The sequence below is a fragment of the Pseudomonas sp. BS3782 TE3695 genome, from assembly GCF_050435305.1.
Lineage (GTDB): Bacteria > Pseudomonadota > Gammaproteobacteria > Pseudomonadales > Pseudomonadaceae > Aquipseudomonas.
Window position 1 is genome coordinate 121,051 of the sequence record NZ_JBNDKB010000001.1, and the last position, 17,341, is coordinate 138,391.

General features: G+C 59.6%; 13 protein-coding genes and 2 pseudogenes. 4 read left to right on the forward strand and 11 right to left on the reverse strand.

What is annotated here, in order from left to right; genetic code table 11:
• Positions 1–30 precede the first annotated feature (30 nt).
• Positions 31–353, reverse strand: a pseudogene (locus ABH909_RS00580) (DUF6124 family protein).
• On the opposite strand from ABH909_RS00580, the pseudogene ABH909_RS00585 reads away from it, so the two are divergent.
• Positions 317–505, forward strand: a pseudogene (locus tag ABH909_RS00585) (DUF6124 family protein); the annotation flags it as partial. The pseudogenes ABH909_RS00580 and ABH909_RS00585 overlap by 37 nt on opposite strands.
• 71 nt (positions 506–576) lie before the next feature.
• Here the strand turns inward: ABH909_RS00585 and ABH909_RS00590 are convergent.
• A complete protein-coding gene (locus ABH909_RS00590) occupies positions 577–3,414 on the reverse strand; it encodes an NEL-type E3 ubiquitin ligase domain-containing protein (RefSeq protein ID WP_429429686.1) in 2,838 nt (945 codons plus the stop codon).
• Positions 3,356–5,842: a dermonecrotic toxin domain-containing protein gene (locus tag ABH909_RS00595; RefSeq protein ID WP_429429687.1), complete on the reverse strand. Its 2,487-nt coding sequence runs from the start codon at positions 5,840–5,842 to the stop codon at positions 3,356–3,358. Before ABH909_RS00595 ends, ABH909_RS00590 begins: the two co-directional genes overlap by 59 nt.
• A 248-nt stretch (positions 5,843–6,090) precedes the next feature.
• On the opposite strand from ABH909_RS00595, the gene ABH909_RS00600 reads away from it, so the two are divergent.
• On the forward strand, positions 6,091–7,218 hold the full coding sequence (locus tag ABH909_RS00600) for a sensor histidine kinase (protein ID WP_429429689.1): 1,128 nt from the start codon (positions 6,091–6,093) through the stop codon (positions 7,216–7,218).
• Positions 7,219–7,353: 135 nt separating this feature from the next.
• On the opposite strand, the gene ABH909_RS00605 is transcribed toward ABH909_RS00600, so the two are convergent.
• Entirely contained in the window at positions 7,354–7,659 is a 306-nt protein-coding gene (locus tag ABH909_RS00605; RefSeq protein WP_429429691.1) for a chaperone modulator CbpM, read from the reverse strand.
• 30 nt (positions 7,660–7,689) lie between these two features.
• Positions 7,690–8,637 carry a DnaJ C-terminal domain-containing protein gene (locus ABH909_RS00610; protein WP_429429693.1) on the reverse strand — a complete coding sequence of 316 codons (948 nt, stop codon included), beginning with the start codon at positions 8,635–8,637 and terminating at the stop codon, positions 7,690–7,692.
• A 297-nt stretch (positions 8,638–8,934) separates the two neighbouring features.
• Between ABH909_RS00610 and ABH909_RS00615 the strand changes: the two genes are divergently transcribed.
• The gene (locus ABH909_RS00615; protein WP_429429695.1) at positions 8,935–10,209 is read left to right on the forward strand and encodes an Hsp70 family protein; all 1,275 of its coding nucleotides are present in this window, start codon (positions 8,935–8,937) and stop codon (positions 10,207–10,209) included.
• 136 nt (positions 10,210–10,345) lie between these two features.
• Here ABH909_RS00615 and ABH909_RS00620 read toward each other — a convergent pair whose 3' ends face one another.
• The 5 genes from ABH909_RS00620 to ABH909_RS00640 all read right to left on the reverse strand — a co-directional run bounded on the left by ABH909_RS00620 (position 10,346) and on the right by ABH909_RS00640 (position 14,031).
• Positions 10,346–11,359: an AI-2E family transporter gene (locus tag ABH909_RS00620; protein ID WP_429429697.1), complete on the reverse strand. Its 1,014-nt coding sequence runs from the start codon at positions 11,357–11,359 to the stop codon at positions 10,346–10,348.
• Between the two features lie 232 nt (positions 11,360–11,591).
• The gene (locus ABH909_RS00625) at positions 11,592–11,897 is read right to left on the reverse strand and encodes a PsiF family protein (RefSeq protein ID WP_429429699.1); all 306 of its coding nucleotides are present in this window, start codon (positions 11,895–11,897) and stop codon (positions 11,592–11,594) included.
• Positions 11,898–12,089: 192 nt separating this feature from the next.
• Positions 12,090–12,980, reverse strand: a complete 891-nt coding sequence (locus tag ABH909_RS00630; RefSeq protein ID WP_429375487.1) for an alpha/beta fold hydrolase — start codon at positions 12,978–12,980, stop codon at positions 12,090–12,092.
• Positions 12,981–13,086: 106 nt separating this feature from the next.
• Positions 13,087–13,392: a DMT family transporter gene (locus tag ABH909_RS00635; RefSeq protein ID WP_007903452.1), complete on the reverse strand. Its 306-nt coding sequence runs from the start codon at positions 13,390–13,392 to the stop codon at positions 13,087–13,089.
• On the reverse strand, positions 13,393–14,031 hold the full coding sequence (locus ABH909_RS00640) for an FMN-dependent NADH-azoreductase (RefSeq protein WP_429429702.1): 639 nt from the start codon (positions 14,029–14,031) through the stop codon (positions 13,393–13,395).
• 122 nt (positions 14,032–14,153) lie between these two features.
• On the opposite strand from ABH909_RS00640, the gene ABH909_RS00645 reads away from it, so the two are divergent.
• A complete protein-coding gene (locus tag ABH909_RS00645; protein WP_429429703.1) occupies positions 14,154–15,113 on the forward strand; it encodes a LysR substrate-binding domain-containing protein in 960 nt (319 codons plus the stop codon).
• A 74-nt stretch (positions 15,114–15,187) separates the two neighbouring features.
• Here ABH909_RS00645 and ABH909_RS00650 read toward each other — a convergent pair whose 3' ends face one another.
• Complete coding sequence (locus tag ABH909_RS00650) at positions 15,188–17,263, reverse strand: AsmA family protein (protein ID WP_429429705.1); 2,076 nt, start codon at positions 17,261–17,263, stop codon at positions 15,188–15,190.
• Between the last annotated feature and the right edge of the window lie 78 nt (positions 17,264–17,341).

Genomic DNA, 17,341 nt, shown 5'->3' on the forward strand with positions numbered 1-17,341 from the left:
CTCTGTAGCAGCTGTCGAGCGCAGGTTTCGTCAGTTGGTTTGTTTGGCGTTTATTGCCGCCATTTCCGGTCCATCCAGATGATCCAGCGCTTTATCCACCAGCAAATGCACGCCATCGGCCATGCGGCTGAGTGCCAGGGAACGGAGCGGCTTGAGCCTTGCACATGGTCGGCGAGGTCGGCGGCGATGGCACTGATGGACAGCAGGTCTTCCGAGGCGTTGGCCAGCAGTGATTCGGTGTTGACGCCCGGGCAGACGCTGAAGAACTGGCCCTTGCGTTTCGTTGGTTTTTTTTCGGTAGGTGGGAAGTGATGGTCGCAATGAAACACTGTTGGCCCATGCGAGTGAGTCATTGGCATCGGCGAGTGTGATGGCAAGTGAGTTTGCCGGGATGTTGGAAGGGGCGAGTCGCAACGCAATGTTGACGCTTCAGCAAGTCATCATGCTGAGTGAATGGGCGGTGAATCGGGCGCTGGATAATGTTGACGTTTCTCTGGGCACCTAAGCGCGAAACAGAAGTTTTGCAGACAAAAAAAGCCTCGATTCCCAAGGTCGAGGCTTTGTCCTTTTCAGTCTTTACTGACCGGGAGAAATTCCAAGCCGCTGCAATCCGGTACGTTCCATCGCTTGTCGGGTAAGCGTCAGAAGCCGTTGCCGGATCTGCTGGTCGATATCCTTCAGCGCCTGAGCGTAGGCATCGTCACTCAGAAGTCGACCATTGGCGAATTCGTTTTCGTCTCTGTCCAGCTCGCCGCAAAGCGTCTGGACCTGTTCCTCCAGAGCAGCCTTGGCTTCCAGATCCACCGTCTGACCCCGACGGTGCAACGCATCCTGCAACTCTGAGAGGGCGTCGATCGGTCTGGTCAAAACGTCGATTTCTTCACGGTTTTCAGACTCCAGCCAGGTTCGCCACAGCGGTTGGTCAAGAATCCGCTCCGCCAGCAAATCCGCCTCCTCCAGCGCCACGATCCGCTCGAACGCCGCGTCGATCATCGCTTTGCTGACCCCGGCGATAGTGCGGAACTGCATGCCCCGGGCCTGCCACGGCAGGTCGAGGCGCTCGGCCAGATCGGTCATATAAGCCAGATGCACCTCCACTTCGTCGACAGTGCCAGTGACATTCCCCAGATCATCGAGGCCGAGCAAGCGCTCGCCGGCCGCCACTCGTGCCACGATTGCGTGCCGGGCGATTGCCCCGAGTTCATCGAGCCGGGACTTGCCCAGCGCCAACTCCAGCAACTGCGCCTCGATCAGATCCGCGCGCTGCAAGGCATAGGCTTCCTGGATCAACACCTGCATGCCCATGGCATTGAACAATTGCGTGCCGCCATCCACGCATTGGGTGGGCGCAATGGCCTCGTTGAACAGCCTGACACGCAGATCACCGTCGCGGGCCATTGCTTCGATCATTCGCCAGACCTTGGCCGTCAGATCCACCTGATAGGCCCCTCCGGCCTTGAAGTCGGCGGACATCGTGAGCTTGCGTATTTCATCGAAAAACTTCAGCGAATCGAATTCATCCTCGACTTCATCCCAGGCTTGCTGCTTGAGCTGCCATTGCCGTTCGGTCAGGCCCGCGTACCAGTCCGCGCTGTCCACCGTGCCTCGGGGCGGATATTCACGCTCGGGATCCAGGCCGACCGACTCGATGTACATTTTGAGGGTCTCGAGGTCTTGCACCTCGATCCACTCGGGCTCGCGGCTGAGCAGCGTCCTGGCCAACAACTCGGCACGGAACGAACCGGGCGCGACTTTGGGGATGACGCTGATCCGGTTTTGGCGCAGATCGAGAAAAATATTGCGCGGCCGCGGCTGGGCGAACAGGCCGATGGGCCAACTGTCCAGGCTCGTACCATTGAGCAGCAATATTTGCAGGCGCGGCATCCGACTGATATCCGGGACGAGTTTCAGCGGGTTGTTGCGCAGCCCCAAGGATTGCAGGCGTGTCAGGTTTTTCAGACGACCCACTGCCTCGGCATCCAGTTCGATGCGATTGTCATTGAGGAACAGATTGGTCAGATGAGGCATGTCGCTGACCGCTGGCGGCACGGTGGTCAGCAGGTTGTCCTGCAGATTGAGGTACCTGACACGGCGGAACGATTTCAGAAAGGGCATCTGCTCGTCGCCAAGTTCGCCCGCGCGCAGGTTCAGGCTGGTGACGTGGTCGAAGTTGGCTTGCAGCTCAGGCAGGCTCGTCAGGTGTTGACGCAACATCGGGAAATTGTCCAGGTTCAATGCTTGTGGCAGTACCACACCCGGGGCCTCCACCCCGGCAGGGCCGGTTCGCTGCCAGCATTGTCGAATTGCCTTGTAGAGCCGCTCGCGCGCCTGCACCTCCAACCTTCCCGCTTTGCTGAAACGAAAAGAAGCGGTCGGTGACTCCACCCAATGTCGCAATGCCCGGTTCAATTGATTGAACTCGGTCTCCAGTACGTTCAGCCGCTGATGAACCGAACCGCCATTGTCCGTGAACCGCGTCAGCAACGTTTCGACCTGCTCGGGCGCGAAGCCCGGATACAGGGACTGCACCCGACGCCGCAACCCCATCCCGCGCGGCACTTGCTGCGCGTAGCCTTGCATGCCGCCGCGCAAGCGCATGACGGCCGGATCGTAAGCGGGTTTGAGGGCCGGGTTTTCCAACAGGATCGGTGCCAGTCGGTCACGGCTAAGCGGGTGAGCCTTGATCGTTTGTTCCAAACGGGCATCGTCATGAATCTGGAACCCCAGATCGACACGCGCGCGGTCGGGCAATGCGTGCAGCATGGCGGCATAAAACGAGTCGTCGCCGTGCAATTGCTGATCGAGCCCATCCCGCGCCTGATACTTTCCGTCCGGCCTTATCACCAGCACCTTGCGCTCTGATGCGCTCTGCGCACCGATGCTGCCGAGCAATGTACCCTGGGCGGAATACTCACGAAGTTCCAGACGCAGATCCGTGGACCAGCCCGGCAAGGTTTTGAGCGTGTGCAAGGCCAGGCGGTCGCTGTCGACGGTATGCAGCTCATCGAGGTAAAGCCCCTCATAAGCACGCGCCAGACGCACCTGGCGCTCAGCTTCCCGCGCCTGTTGCGCGAGTGTCAGGGGCACGCGCGGCTTTTCACTCAAGTGCTGCAAGTCGGAAGGTTGGGCATGCTGTAGAAGGTCTTCGGCCATGCCGGTCGTGAGCTGTGGATAGTCTCTTTTGAGCAATCGCACCGACGGATTGTCCGTGCGCTCGCGAAGTGCGTTCAGGTTGTCGAAAAGCCTTCTGCCGGACTTGCTCGCCTCTTTCGCCAGCAGCGCTCGTATAGCATCGATTCGCGCCTGACGTTCACCGGACAGCCATTGGCCAATCACCTCACGCAGCGCCTTCTCATCAAGAAAATCCACCACGCGCTCGGGCAGTTCTCCAGCGACAAGGTCTTGCTGCGTCACTTTTAACGTCTGCGCCGGTGGCGCATCCGCGTAGCCTCTCTTTGACCGATGCACCTGTCCCGTCCGCCCGTTCGAATATTTCGATGGCTTTGCCTTCGGGCCAACCTGGCAATTCAGTCATGAACCGCGGGACGAATGCGGCCCACTCCTCACCGATCCGACCATCGAGGATGAGTTGTTCACAGGCGGCCGCGTCGGCATGGGCCTTGAATCGCTTGAGCGTGTCGAGCAGCATGACCGGAGGGGTTTCGTGTTCCACATGCATCCGCCTGAGCACGTTCTCGTGCACGCCGCTAACGACCAGCGCTTGCTCGAGCTGCTCGTCGGAAAGCCCCTCTGTTGCCGCCCCCATGCGTTTGAGCAAGCGGTTTTTGTCCCACTCCAGCGGCTGATCGAGTTCAGTCTTCCACGCACCGGCACCGTTATGTTCCAGCATCGGCTGATAAGCATCGGCGCGGGTTGGGTGTTGCAGGTGATGCTGTCCGGTCGTCGGGTCCTGTTTCACGCTGTAGGTTTTGTCCTCCAGCCGCAGAAAGTACTGTTGCTGATGCGAGTACAGGCCGTGCTCGCTGATCGGTGCGTCCCCCGGCAGGGTCACGGCATGTTCATATGGGCCCAGTTGCGGGTTCCACAAGCGCTGTTTGCCGGCTACCTCCACCGGTTTCAGCCCTTCGACGAAGGGCGAAACCTTGATCGGTGTCGGCCCCCCGCTCGGCAAGACATGTCCGGCCCCCATCAGCGCCAATTGCGCGAAGTTGATCAATACGCCATTGAGGTACGCCGAGGCCTCTTCCTTGTCACCTTTGCTCCAGTCTTCGACGCCTTCGGCCAGTTCGGCGAGCATTTGCGCGACCATGACGCCAAGCATGGCTTCACCCAGGCCCGGCACCAGCACCGCGGCGAAATTGAAAATGTTCCAGCCGATCGACAGGTAGCTGGTCAAGCGCTTGAAGCGGGCTGTCGCATCCTCATCGTCGGTGGGCACGGCAATGTGGCGGGCGTCGGCGATGGCTTTACCACGCAGCTCGAAAAACAACGCCAGCCAGAGATCGCCGGTGATCAGAGTGGTGATCGGTTCGGCATTTGGACTTTCGACCGCCGTTTCACGCCACCACGGCCCCATGTCGAGCGGTTCGCGTTGGTGCCAGGTAAAGGTCGTGAGGCGTTCATTGATCCGGGCGAAAAAATGCCCTTTGTCCCTGTGGGCCACGAACCGGCTGAACCAGGCCTGGTACTCGGTATCGCGCAACTGGCCGATCAGCGTTTTCATGAACGCGGTCAGTGATGGATATTCCTTGAGTGGATGATCCGGGTCATCCGGCACATAAGCGATCACCGGGCCGGACAAACGGCTCTGCTGGTAGATCTCCTCGTTGCGCAGCATCTGGTCGGCCACACCTTGCGGGCCATTGGCAAAGAACGCCTGCAACAGCTTGTACTGCTCGTATTCGTGCCCCGGCAACACCGGAATGCGCCGCGACCAGTCGAGCCAGAACTTCAGGCTGTCGGAGGTCAACGCTTCAACAGCTCGCTTGACCTTTGAGGGCTCGCTGACCGCACTGAACAACACGATACCGGTCAGCCGGAAACCCATCAGCGATAGACGATGGCAGCGCAACGGCTGGTCGTACAGGCTGATATCGGCGCGGCTTTCCTGAATGTCTCGCAGCTTGACGTAAGCGTGAGCACTGATATCGCCCTTTAGCCGGGCGATCAGAGATGCCAAATGAAAAGCCGCTTTCTCGCTGGCAATCGAATCCCGCTGCAAGGTCTGCTGCGCCTTGCTGGTGTCGGGCAGCAGGATAGACTTGATGTGTTTCTGATACTGGCCGCCAATGTCCAGATCCCGGCACAGGGAGGCAAACCTTGACAGGGGAATTTCCGGCATCTGCGCAAGCCTGCCATGCGGGTCCTTGCGGTAAACGCTTGAACCGCTACGCCACGCGTCTTCAGCGGTTTCAGACGCCTCGAAGTTGTGCAATGCCGCTTCCAGCAACGTGGATTTGCGCACACGCGTGGCGCCGTTATCGATGACAAAGGCAATCTTGCTGGGCACTTCAAGTTCCACGCTCAGCTCGTTGGCTTTTGCGGTGGTGTTGAAGTTTGACTGCAATAGCGCGTCGAGCAACGGCTCGGCAAACGCATCGATGTCGTGCTGCAAGTGTCCCAGGGTCTTGTCCAGAACGCCTTGCAAGCGCCAGCGCTCGTCAATCAATTGCTTGAGGTAGTGGCGATCTGTTTCCCGCGCGCTGCCATACCATTCGGGTATTTGGGGTTGTAGGGTTTCAAGGGTTTTCAACCTCGTTGGCGAGGCGTTTTTGAGGGCGTCCGGTATCACGTCCAGAACGCGCTGGTAATGAATGCCGGTGTTGTCGGCGGGTGATGTTTCGGTGGTTCCTATCGAGTTGCTTCCATGCAAGTCAGTCATTGGTCGATCACTTTAAACCGAGGAAAAGAGCCAACAGCTTATTCGCCAGCGTCTGAAACAAAAGTCCAAATAGCTGCTTGGCAACACGCTGAAAGCGCCCGGACAGATCAAAAATCAAGGCGTTTTCGATACATACATACCGCCAGATTACCGGCTGTTTATGCCTGTGCATGAGCGGTCATGCTTTTCCCGTCAAAGAGGCTACTATTTCGACTCGCTGTCCTTCGACTCATGCTCAGGTAACCGCCATGCGTCTATCCGAATTCATCGTCTTACACATTGATCGCATCGTCGATGAGTGGGAGCAGTTCGCCAAAACCATCACCCCGGCCGCCGATGCCATGGACAGCCACGCGTTGCGTGACCATGCCAGGTCGATACTGCTGGCCGCGGCCCGGGACATGTGCAAACCCCAGACACCCACCGAACAAGCCGCCAAGGCACGCGGCGAAGGACCGGAGAAAACCCCGAGCCTGGACGAAGCCGGCGCCAGCCATGGTGAGCTGCGACATGCCGTGGGCTTCGACCTGGTGCAGATGACTAGCGAGTTTCGCCATTTGCGCGCGTGTGTGATCCGCCTGTGGGTCAATAGCCTGGACTCGCCGGACCTGGCCTATTTCCAGGACATGATCCGTTTCAACGAAGCCATCGACGAAGCCCTGGCCGAATCCACGGCGGCCTATGCCGAGCAGGTCAATCATTCCCGGGACATTTTTCTGGCAATTCTTGGCCATGACCTGCGCGCACCGCTTCAAGCGGTGAGCATGTCCACCGAAATACTGATGCGTAAAACCAACCTTGAGGGCGATGCATTGACCTGTGCGCTCCACATCAAGCGGGGCACCCGCCACATGGCGGCAATGGTCAGCGATTTGCTGGAGCTGGTCCGCAGTCGCCTGGGCAAGAGCCTGCCAATCGAACCGGCGCCCATGGATCTGGCCGATACGGCGCGTGAAGCGATTGCCCAGGCCTGCGCCGCTCATCCGCAATGCGATACGAGACTGAGCATCGAAGGCGACACCCAAGGTGTGTGGGATGGCCGAAGGCTCGATCAGATGCTGCAGAATCTGATCGGAAATGCCTTGCAACACGGTTCGAGCAACAACGCGGTCAAGCTGACCCTCAGGGGCGAAGCGGACAGCGTTCGGCTCACCGTACACAACGACGGTACGCCGATTCCACCCGAGGCGCTCCCCACGATTTTCGATCCGCTGGTACGCAGTGCCGACGAAGAACTCAACGGGTCGACCACCAGCCTGGGTCTGGGGCTGTTCATCGTCAAGGAAGTGGTCAAGGCCCATCAAGGGACGATCGACGTCAGCTCCAATGAGGCTGATGGCACGTTGTTTACCGTGGTGTTGCCCAGGAAGGTCTGACGGCGGTAGACCGCGTTATCGTTCTTCGCGAGCAAGCCCGCTCCCACATTTGATTTGTGTACGCCGCAAATCCCCTGTGGGAGCGGGCTTGCTCGCGAAAGCGACCTCTAGGGCAACACAAAAACACCAGAACGACTACTCGACCACCAACCGCCCCAACCGCTGCTTGAGCATTCGATTCTCCGCCCGCAGTTGCTGGACTTCTTCCAGAAGGTCGAGCGCCAGGGCGACGCCTTCCCATTCCAGCTCCAGGTCGCGCCGCAGCTTGGCAGCGCGCTTGGCCAGCAGCAGCTCATAATCGGTGAAGCGCCAATCCTTGGGTTGTGCTCCCTGAGGTTCGAGGATGCCGTGCTCGACGATCTCGATCACATGCACGTCCGAGAGTTCGGCCGCCTCACAGAATTCTGCCAGATCCAATAGAACGATCACGGGCTCGCTCATGATTGGCTCCTCCTTATCTCTATCTCGGAATCAAAAATTCTCTCGCGGATTGAAAGCGGCTTTTTTCGCCAGTTCCTCCCACAATTCTTTGACGTCATGGTCGAGTTTTTTCGGCATCACTGCCTTGAGCTGCACGAACAGGTAGCCGCGGTGACCATGCTTGTGCAGCAGGCCGTGGCCCTTGGCGCGCATGCGCTGGCCATTCTGGCTGCCGGCCGGAACCTTGAGGTTGATTTTGCCGGTGAGGGTCGGCACCGCCACTTCGGTACCCAATGCCAACTCCCACGGCGCCAGCGGCAAGGTGATGATCAGGTTCTCGTCTTCGACGTCGAATTTGGGGTGCGGCGCGAAACGGATGGTCAGGTACAAGTCGCCATTGGGTCCGCCACCGATGCCCGGAGCGCCCTGGCCCTTGAGGCGGATGCGCTCACCGTCGGTCACCCCGGCGGGGATCTTCACGTTCAGGCTTTTACTGGTGTTGCTGACATGCTGGCCGGCAGCGTTGTAATGCGGCACCTGGAAGCTGACTTTCTTCGATTCGGTCGAGAGGGTTTCTTCCAGAAAAACCGGTAATTCCATTTCCACGTCTTGCCCTCGACGTCCAGCGCTATGGCCCGACCGTCCACCACCACCGAAACCCGGACCCCGGTTGCCGAAGATCGAACTGAAAAAGTCCGAGAAATCGCCCGTGTCCTGACCACCCCCCCCGAAACCACCACGGCTCTGCCAACCCGGTGGGCCCTGAAAGGGCTGGCCGTGGTGGCCGTATTTGCGCAAGTCGTCGTATTCGGCGCGCTTGTCGGCGCTTTTCAGCGCTTCATAGGCTTCCGAAGCGTCCTTGAACTTGGCCTCGGCGTCCTTTTCCTTGCTGACGTCGGGGTGGTATTTGCGCGCCAGCTTTCGATAGGCGGCCTTGATCGCCTTATCGTCCGCGGTCGGCTCCACACCGAGAATCTTGTAATAGTCTTTGAAGTCCATCGAGGGAATCACCATCCATTATCGAAATCGCGCAGCCAGGCACAGCATGCTCTTGTTTGCAGCGTTTGGATTGACCGATCTCAAGGTTGTGACCGGGCAGCGCATCAGAAGTTTATCGGCAGCAGGGCGCGGTTCTTGCAGTCGCCCAAGGGGTTGCCAAGTCTATGCAGGGAAGTTTGGGGGTGATTGGCCATCTTTCAAGCGCTGAGCGCTGCGATTTAACGGATAGTCGGCCTTCGAATCTTCGCCGCACTGACATACACTGCGCGGCCGTTTTTTAACCGGAACTTGAAAGACATGAAAAACGCATCCCCAGCCCGTGCCTGTGGTATCGACTTCGGCACATCCAACTCCACCGTCGGCTGGTTGCGCCCCGGCATGGAAACGCTGATCGCGCTGGAGGACGACAAGATCACCCTGCCCTCGGTGGTCTTCTTCAATATGGAAGAACGCCGCCCGGTGTACGGCCGGCTGGCGCTGCACGAGTACCTGGAAGGCTACGAAGGCCGGCTGATGCGCTCGCTCAAGAGTCTGTTGGGTTCCAAACTGATCAAGCACGACACCAGCGTTCTTGGCACGGCGATGCCGTTCAAGGACCTGCTCGGGCTGTTCATCGGCCAGTTGAAGAAACGTGCCGAAGCCGCTGCCGGTCGGGAATTCGAGGAAGTGGTGCTGGGCCGTCCGGTGTTTTTCGTCGATGATGATGAAATGGCCGACCAGGAAGCGGAAAACACTCTGGTGGATGTAGCCCGCGCCATTGGTTTCAAGGATGTGTCTTTCCAGTACGAGCCGATTGCGGCGGCGTTCGACTATGAGTCGACCATCGAAAAAGAAGAGCTTGTCCTGATTGTGGACATCGGTGGTGGTACCTCGGACTTCTCGCTGGTGCGCCTGTCGCCTGAGCGCCGCAATCACGACAACCGTCACGACGACATTCTCGCCACCGGAGGCGTGCACATCGGCGGGACCGATTTCGACAAGCAGCTGAGTCTGCAAGGCCTGATGCCGCTGTTCGGCTACGGCAGCCGGATGAAGAGTGGCGCCTACATGCCCACCAGCCACCACATGAACCTGGCGACCTGGCACACCATCAACTCGGTGTACTCGCAGAAGTCGACCCTGGCCTTGGGCAGCATGCGTTACGACATCGAGGACACCGGCGGCATCGATCGCCTGTTCAAGCTGATCGACCAGCGCGCCGGGCATTGGCTGGCCATGGAAGTGGAAGAAACCAAGATCCAGCTGACCCACGCCGACAGCCGCCATGTACCACTGGATCGGATCGAGCCGGGTTTGAGTGTGGAACTGAGCCGGGCACTGTTCGAATCAGCCATTGATAGTCTGCTGGAGCGAGTGCGCAACAGCGTGACCCAATTGCTGGCGGACGCCAATGTGCGGGTCGATCAGGTGGACACCGTGTTCTTCACCGGCGGTTCGAGCGGAATTCCGGCGCTGCGCAACAGCGTCTCGGCGATGTTGCCGAATGCGCAGCATGTGGAAGGGAACATCTTCGGCAGTATCGGCAGTGGCTTGGCGATTGAAGCGGCCAAACGTTACGGCCCGATGGACTGACCTGAAAGACCGCGGCGCCTGCTTCGCGAGCAAGCCCGCTCCCACATTCGACCGCATTCCATCTGGAGGAACTCGGTCGAATGTGGGAGCGGGCTTGCTCGCGAAGGCGTCAGATCAGGCAATGCATTCGACCTGATCAAACCATCCCCGCCAGCTTCAATTCACTCTTCAGATACGCGTAATAAATCGGCCCCGCTACCACCCCCGGCAGGCCGAACGCGGCTTCGAACACCAGCATTGCCAGCAGCAACTCCCACGACTTGGCACTGATCTGCCCGCCGACGATGCGCGCGTTGAGGAAGTATTCCAGCTTGTGGATAACTATCAGATAACCCAGCGCCGCCACCGCCACCCAGATCGACAGCGACAAGCCGACGATGGTGATCAAGGTGTTGGAGATCAGGTTGCCGATCACCGGCAACAGGCCGAGCAGGAAAGTCAGCACGATCAGGGTTTTGGTCAGCGGCAGCTTGATCCCGAACATCGGCAAGACCACCGCGAGGAAAATCCCGGTGAAAAAGGTGTTGAGCAGGGAAATCTTGATCTGGGCGAAAACGATGTTGCGAAACGCCTGGACCAACAGGTGCAAACGGTCGAACAGCGCCGCGGCCAACGGTTTGCGCTTGGTCACATCCGGCGCTCGCTGCAAGGCAATGATCGCCCCCAGCACCATGCCGATCAGCAGCGTCACGAACATGTGCGCCGCGTCCTTGCCCACCAGTTGCAAGTCGCTGAGGTGCTTGCTCATCCACTCGCCGATGGCCACCCGGAACTCGGCGGCACTGGCCGGTAGATAAGCGTCGATGAATGGCGGCAACTGTCCGCGTGCGCGGTCGACCACGACCATGAATTTGTCGAGAGAAGCGCCAGGGTTTTCCGCCTCGTGCAGCAGAAAACTGATCGCACCGGCAAAGATCAGCGCCAGCACGCTGACCACCAATGTCCCCAGCAACGCCACCGCCAGCCAGCGCGCACGGCGGCCTTCGATCAGCCGCTGCAATTGCGGCGTGAGCATGTTGACCAGTTCGAACACCAACAACCCGGCCAGCAGGCTGGGCAGTAATCGCAGAGGGAGCACCAGCAGCAAACCACCAAAAATGATGACCCAGCTGATAAGCAACAAGACCTGACGCTGAGAAAACGCTGACATACAGCCTCAAAACGAACGACGTAAAAGGATTGGCAGTCTGCCAGCGATCCGGGGCGAGCACTAGGGATTGTGTCGGTCGACCTTACCGGCCCCTTCGCGAGCAAGCCCGCTCCCACACTGGATCTCCTGTGAACACACCTTCTGTGCACGCCTGAGAATAAATGTGGGAGCGGGCTTGCTCGCGAAGGGGCCAGCACAACCGCCACAAAGCCTCCTGAGCTGAGCGCGCTGCTTACTTGTTCTTCAGGCATTCGCTCATGAAGATTTTACGCGCATCACCCGTAAGGGCCTGGGCGGTCGCCGTGGCGTTGCAGGTTTTCATCTTTTCTTGCTGAGGGGTCATGGGCTTGGCGGCATCAGCGGCCGGCGCGGCTTTGAGGCAGGTGCTCATGAAGGCTTTGCGCTCATCGCCCTTGAGGCTTTTGGCGGTAGCCTCGGCATTGCAGGTGGTCATTTTGTTCTGTTGGGCAGTGGCGGCGAAACCCTGGGAGCAGAGCAGCAAACCGACCATCAACAACGGGGCACGCAACATCTTCATGGAGTGTTCTCCTTGTTACCGCACCGATGGATGCGGCCTCGTTTCGGAGTGTAGACAAAGCCTGTTACACGTTCACCTGCTATCGAGATGGCGGCGTCGATATTGCTCAGGCGTGCTCATTGCCGGCGTCTGATACAAAACCTGTGGGAGCGTGGCTTGCCCGCGAAGAACGAAAACGCGGTCCCATGCCATTCACACACCGGCCGCCTTCAACCGCGCTGCATGCTCGACAAACAACCGCACCGGCTCTGCGCCCTTGCCCACCAGCCCCAGCGATTGGTTGACGATATCGAAGTGATCCATCGGGTATTCATCACCGATCACCGTCCCCAAATGCGAGCTGTAACGCCCGACCATCCCGTCGCAATGCCCCGCTTCACGCACGAAGGTCCTGGCAAACAATCGGCAACTGCGGTTGGTGCCGTCGAACAGGTTGCACCCGCGATCGGTCTTGCCCGGTTGTAAAGTCCCGGACCAGGAGTAATAACGCACGCCATTGACCACTTCCGGGCCGTGCCCGCCCCAGGTTTCGGGCAGCCCCTGTGGATAACGCTGATTGAACAGCGCCACGCCCGCGGTGGTCAGGGATTGGTGCGAAGCCGGGATATCCACCGGCAGTCTTGGCCCGCGATAGCCGGTTTCCAGCAGGCACATCAGCGCGCTGATCAACCACAGTAAAAAGCTCAGGAGCCGGCCCTTGGCGCTGTCAGCCGGATAATGGGTGTGCAGATGGTCCGCCAGCTCCGAGCCATGATTCGGCCCGGCCACCGAGGTCACTGAAGCCACTTGATCCGGGCGTTTAGCCGCGGCGTAGCGGGCGGTCAGCGAGCCCTGGCTGTGGCCGATCAGGTTGACCTTCTCGGCCCCGGTTTCGCGCAGGATCTCCTCGATCCGTGCCAACAATTGCTCGCCGCGCACCTCGGTGGAGTTGAGCGGCGAGACCTGTACCGCAATCACAGTCGCCCCATCCCGGCGCAGCGCCGAAATGATTCCGTACCAATAGGGATAGAGCAGCAAACGGATAAACCCGAGCATCCCCGGGACCAATACCAATGGGTAACGCGTGGCGGAACCTTGCGACATGGATGAACATCCTTGTGATCGGTGAGATGAAGCAAGGCTGGATGCAAGGCGTCAGCCAAGCATCGTCACCCAAGATGGCAACTCAACGACCAGTCTATGACATCGCTTACTTCAACCCCACCACCCCTGCCACGATCAGCCCGACCGACACCAGCTTGAGCGCGGTCAGGCTTTCGCCCAGCAACGCAAAGCCCAGAAACACCGTGCCCAGTGAACCGATGGCGGTCCAGATCGGGTAGGCGATGCTCACCGGCAATTCGCGCATGGCCAACGTCAGGAAGTAAATTCCGCCTACCGCCGCCACAACGGTAATCACTGACGGCCAGAGCCGGGTGAAGCCTTCGGCGTACTTCATGCCCATGGCGAAGGTGACCTCGAACCCGGCGGCGATCAGCAAGAACAACCAGGCCATCTAGAATTCCCTGGCCAGCGCCAGCAAACGCTGCTCGGCCTCGGCCAGGGAGACCTGGAAGGTGCGCTCGGCGGACTCTTCACCCTCGGCGGCAACAACGGTGACGTCGGTGATGCCAATGAACCCCAATGCGGTGCGCAAAAACGGGTCGGCATGGTTCATCGTTTCAAGTTCACCGCCGGGGCCGAAGCCGAACCCGCCGCGACTGGTGACGATCAACGCCTTCTTGCCCTGCACCAGCGGTTCGTACTGCGCGATGCCGTTGTCCAGGGTGTGATTGAACGTCAGCCCGAGCCGCACGATCTGATCGACCCAGGCCTTGAGCCCGCTGGGCACGTTGAAGTTGTACATCGGGGTGGAAATCACCAACAGATCATGGCCTAGCAACTCCCCCACCAATTCATCGCTCAGTGCCAGATCGGCCTGCATCGACAGGGTTCGCGCCTCGGGTTCCGAGTGAAAAGCGGCCGCCACAAACGCTTCGTTGACGGCCGGAATCAACGCCCGACCAACTTCACGGCGAGTCAATTGCGACTGTGGGTTACGACCCTGCCAGGCCGAAAGAAACACCTCGGCCAGACGCCGCGAATGTGAACGGTCGCCACGGGGGCTGGCATGAATGGCAAGAATTCTGCTCATCTGAGTCTCCTGAAGGGCTAAACTGAAACGGCTTGCGGTTGCAGCTTGAAGCGCGTGACCGTCTATCTTCAAATGAACAAAAATCAGTCTGGATGAATCCATTTCATCCATGGAGTTTTAAAATGTTTGCCTCGTTGCCGCTGACCGCCCTGCGCGCCTTCGAATCCGCCTCGCGCCTGTTGAGTTTCAAGGCCGCCGCCGAAGAGCTCTCCGTGACGCCGACGGCGGTCTCGCACCAGATCCGCGCCCTGGAAAACTGGCTCGGCGTGCCGCTGTTCGAACGGTTGCCACGACAGGTGCGCCTCACCGAATGCGGCGAACGGCTGTTCCGCAGCCTGCACGGCGCCCTGCTGGAAGTGGCGCAAAGCGTCGATACCTTGCGCCCGCAACGCAGCGTCACGAACCTGACGATTTCCACCACAGCCGCCTTCGCCGCTCTCTGGCTGGTGCCTCGGCTGGGACGCTTTTACGCGCGCCATCCGAACATCAGCCTGCGCCTGGATACTCACTGCGAAGTGATCGATTTGCATCAGGACGCCAGCGTCGATCTGGTGGTGCGTTACAGCCTCGATGATTACCCGAACCTGTATGGTTTGTGCCTGTTCGACGAATGTTTCGGGGTCTATGGCTCGCCTGAACAAGTGGCCCTGGCGCCCAGTCGCGTACCGACCCTGATCAGCGTGCATTGGCACAACTCCAAGCTGTACGCCCATGGATGGGAGGCCTGGTGTGCGCAATCCGGCGAAACCTGGCTGACCGTGCAACCGACGGTTCGTGAGTACGACGAAGAACATTACGCCTTGCAAGCCGCCATCGCCGGACAAGGGCTGGTACTGGCGAGCAACATCCTGGTGTCGGAAAGTGTGGCCAACGGCTTGCTGCGGCCTTATCGAGGGGACATTCAGGTCGATGGGGCCGGATACAGCGCACTGTGCGTACCGGGACGTGAACGGCATCCGCCGGTGCGGGCATTTTTTGCGTGGTTGCAGGAGGAGACTCGATTGTCGGATCTATTGCCAAGATCGCAGCCTTCGGCAGCGCCGGCCAGAGCGCTTTCGCGAGCAAGCCCGCTCCCACATTAGACCGCGTTGCCTGTCTGAACGCGGTCTAATGTGGGAGCGGGCTTGCTCGCGAAGGCGTCATCGCAGACACCCAATTACTGGGTGGGCTTGACCGTCACCGGCGCCTTGCCCGCCTTCATCTGCTCCAGCAACGGCGCACACTGATTCGGCTCACCACCGCTGGGCGCTATCAGCGCCAGCAAGCCCGCCGCCGGCGCGGCAATCACGCCCAGCGCCACCATTCCGGCCCCCCGCAGCATCAGCGGCACCGGTTTGACGCCTGCATCCGGCTTGATGAATTTGCCCCGCACGTACAGCGGCGAGCGCAATGAAATCACGCGCCAGCCTTTCGATTCCGGGCTGATGGTCAGGTCCAGTTGCTCGGTTGCCATGTTCGCAGTGCCATCGACATAGACAATGGCAGTCTCGGTATCGAAAACAAAAAGCCGTGTCGTCGCCAGACCGCTTTTGATCTCAAAATCCGCCGCCGCACAGTTGATCCTCACCTCCCTGTCGCCAAAGATCTTGCCCACCACATAGTTGCCGACGTTGAGCCCCGCCAGCTCCATCAACTCGCGACTGATCGCGCCGTCGTTGATCAGCATCTTCAGATTGCCGTCGGCAGTACCCAGCAGTTTGGCTACCGAGTTGCCACGACCGCTAAGATCAGCGTCGCCATTAAGCTCACCAAAACTGGTTTTCATCCGTTCCAGAGTGGGGAACAGCTGCTTGAGCTTGAACTTGCGCGCCGTCAGTCTGGCCCGGCCTTCCAAAGGCTCGGTTCGCCCATTCAGACGAATCTGCGCATCCAGATTGCCGCCCGCCACGCCGAAACGCAGAGGCTCCAGATTGAGCACACCATCGGTCAGTACCACATGGGCGTAAAGATCGTTGAACGGCAGTCTTGCGCTGTGGACGATGCGCTTGCCGGTAAATTCCACATCGGCGTCCATGTCGCGCCAACGTTCAGTCCTGAACTCCTCAACCGGTAGCAGCTTGTCCGCTGGCTGCTTGCCTGCGCCGCCGCGGGCCTCTTGCCTGGCGTTGGAATCGGCACCGATCAAAGGGGCCAAGTCGGTAAACAGCAGTTGGTTGGACTCCAGCGCCCCGCTGAGTTTGGGCCTCGGCTGGCTGGCGACATAGGTCAGGTTACCGTGAATGTCACTTTCACCGATCGTGCCGTTGAAGTCCTCATAGCGGTACACCGCCCCGCCCGGCTCTTGCAGCTTGGCAATCAAGTGCCCGTCGGTGGTGTAAGGCGGAGTATCCGGCAGCGTCACGCCGATCAGCGGATAGAGATTGCCCAGGCTGGCACCGGCCAGTTTCAGGCGCAGATCCAGGGCACCGAGATTCAAGGGGTCGGTAAGCGTACCGGTCAGTTCGACGCGAGTGTCGGCGATCTTCATTTGCGCCTGAAGCGGGAATGGCTTGGAGGCGTCCTGTAAAGCCAGCAAACCGCCGGTCTTGCCCTCGCCCGCGAGATTCTGAGCGTGGTATTGGCCTTTGACCTTCCATGCGAAGGCGTAATCCTGCGGTGAACCACCCTTTTCAACGGTTTTTTTTGCCGCTTTGTCGCCAACAATGTCGCTGAACGGAATCGGTTTGCCCAACGGATCGATAAGCAGATCAAGCTGAGTCTTCAGCTTCTGGTCGTCGAGCATGACATGGCCCTTGTCGAAGCCGATGGCCCCGATGTCCAGCACCCAGTTCGAAGGCTCGGCGTTCGGGTCTTTGGGATCGAACTTGAACGTCCAGTTGGCGCGACCATCGGGCAGACGCTGCAGATTCGCATTGGGTTCACTCAGGTCGATACGCGGGATCACCACCCGCTGCGCCAGCAACGCCAGCGGCGAAATGCGCAGTTCAACGCGTTTGAGGGTGGCCATCTGCGGTTGTTTCGACCAGTCCGGATTGCCCAGGGTCAGGTCCTCAGCCACCACATGCGGCCACGGCACCCAGGCCCGCCAGCCGCCCTCGTCAGTCTCGCGCTGCCAGATCACCGCAAGATTGCCATTGATGGCGAACGAACGATGCAGTTCTTCGGACACTTTGGCGTTCAGGGGCGGCTTGATCCGGTTCCAGTCGAAGAACGCGATGATCAGCACCAGGACAGCCAGCAGGACAACGAGGCTGGCGAAGGTCCAGGCAAGAATTTTACGAGTGCGCGTCATTGCACAGGGCTCCTGAATACGACTGAGCGCCCCGACAGCGACGCACGGATGAAACGTTAGGCCAGAACCGGCCTGCCA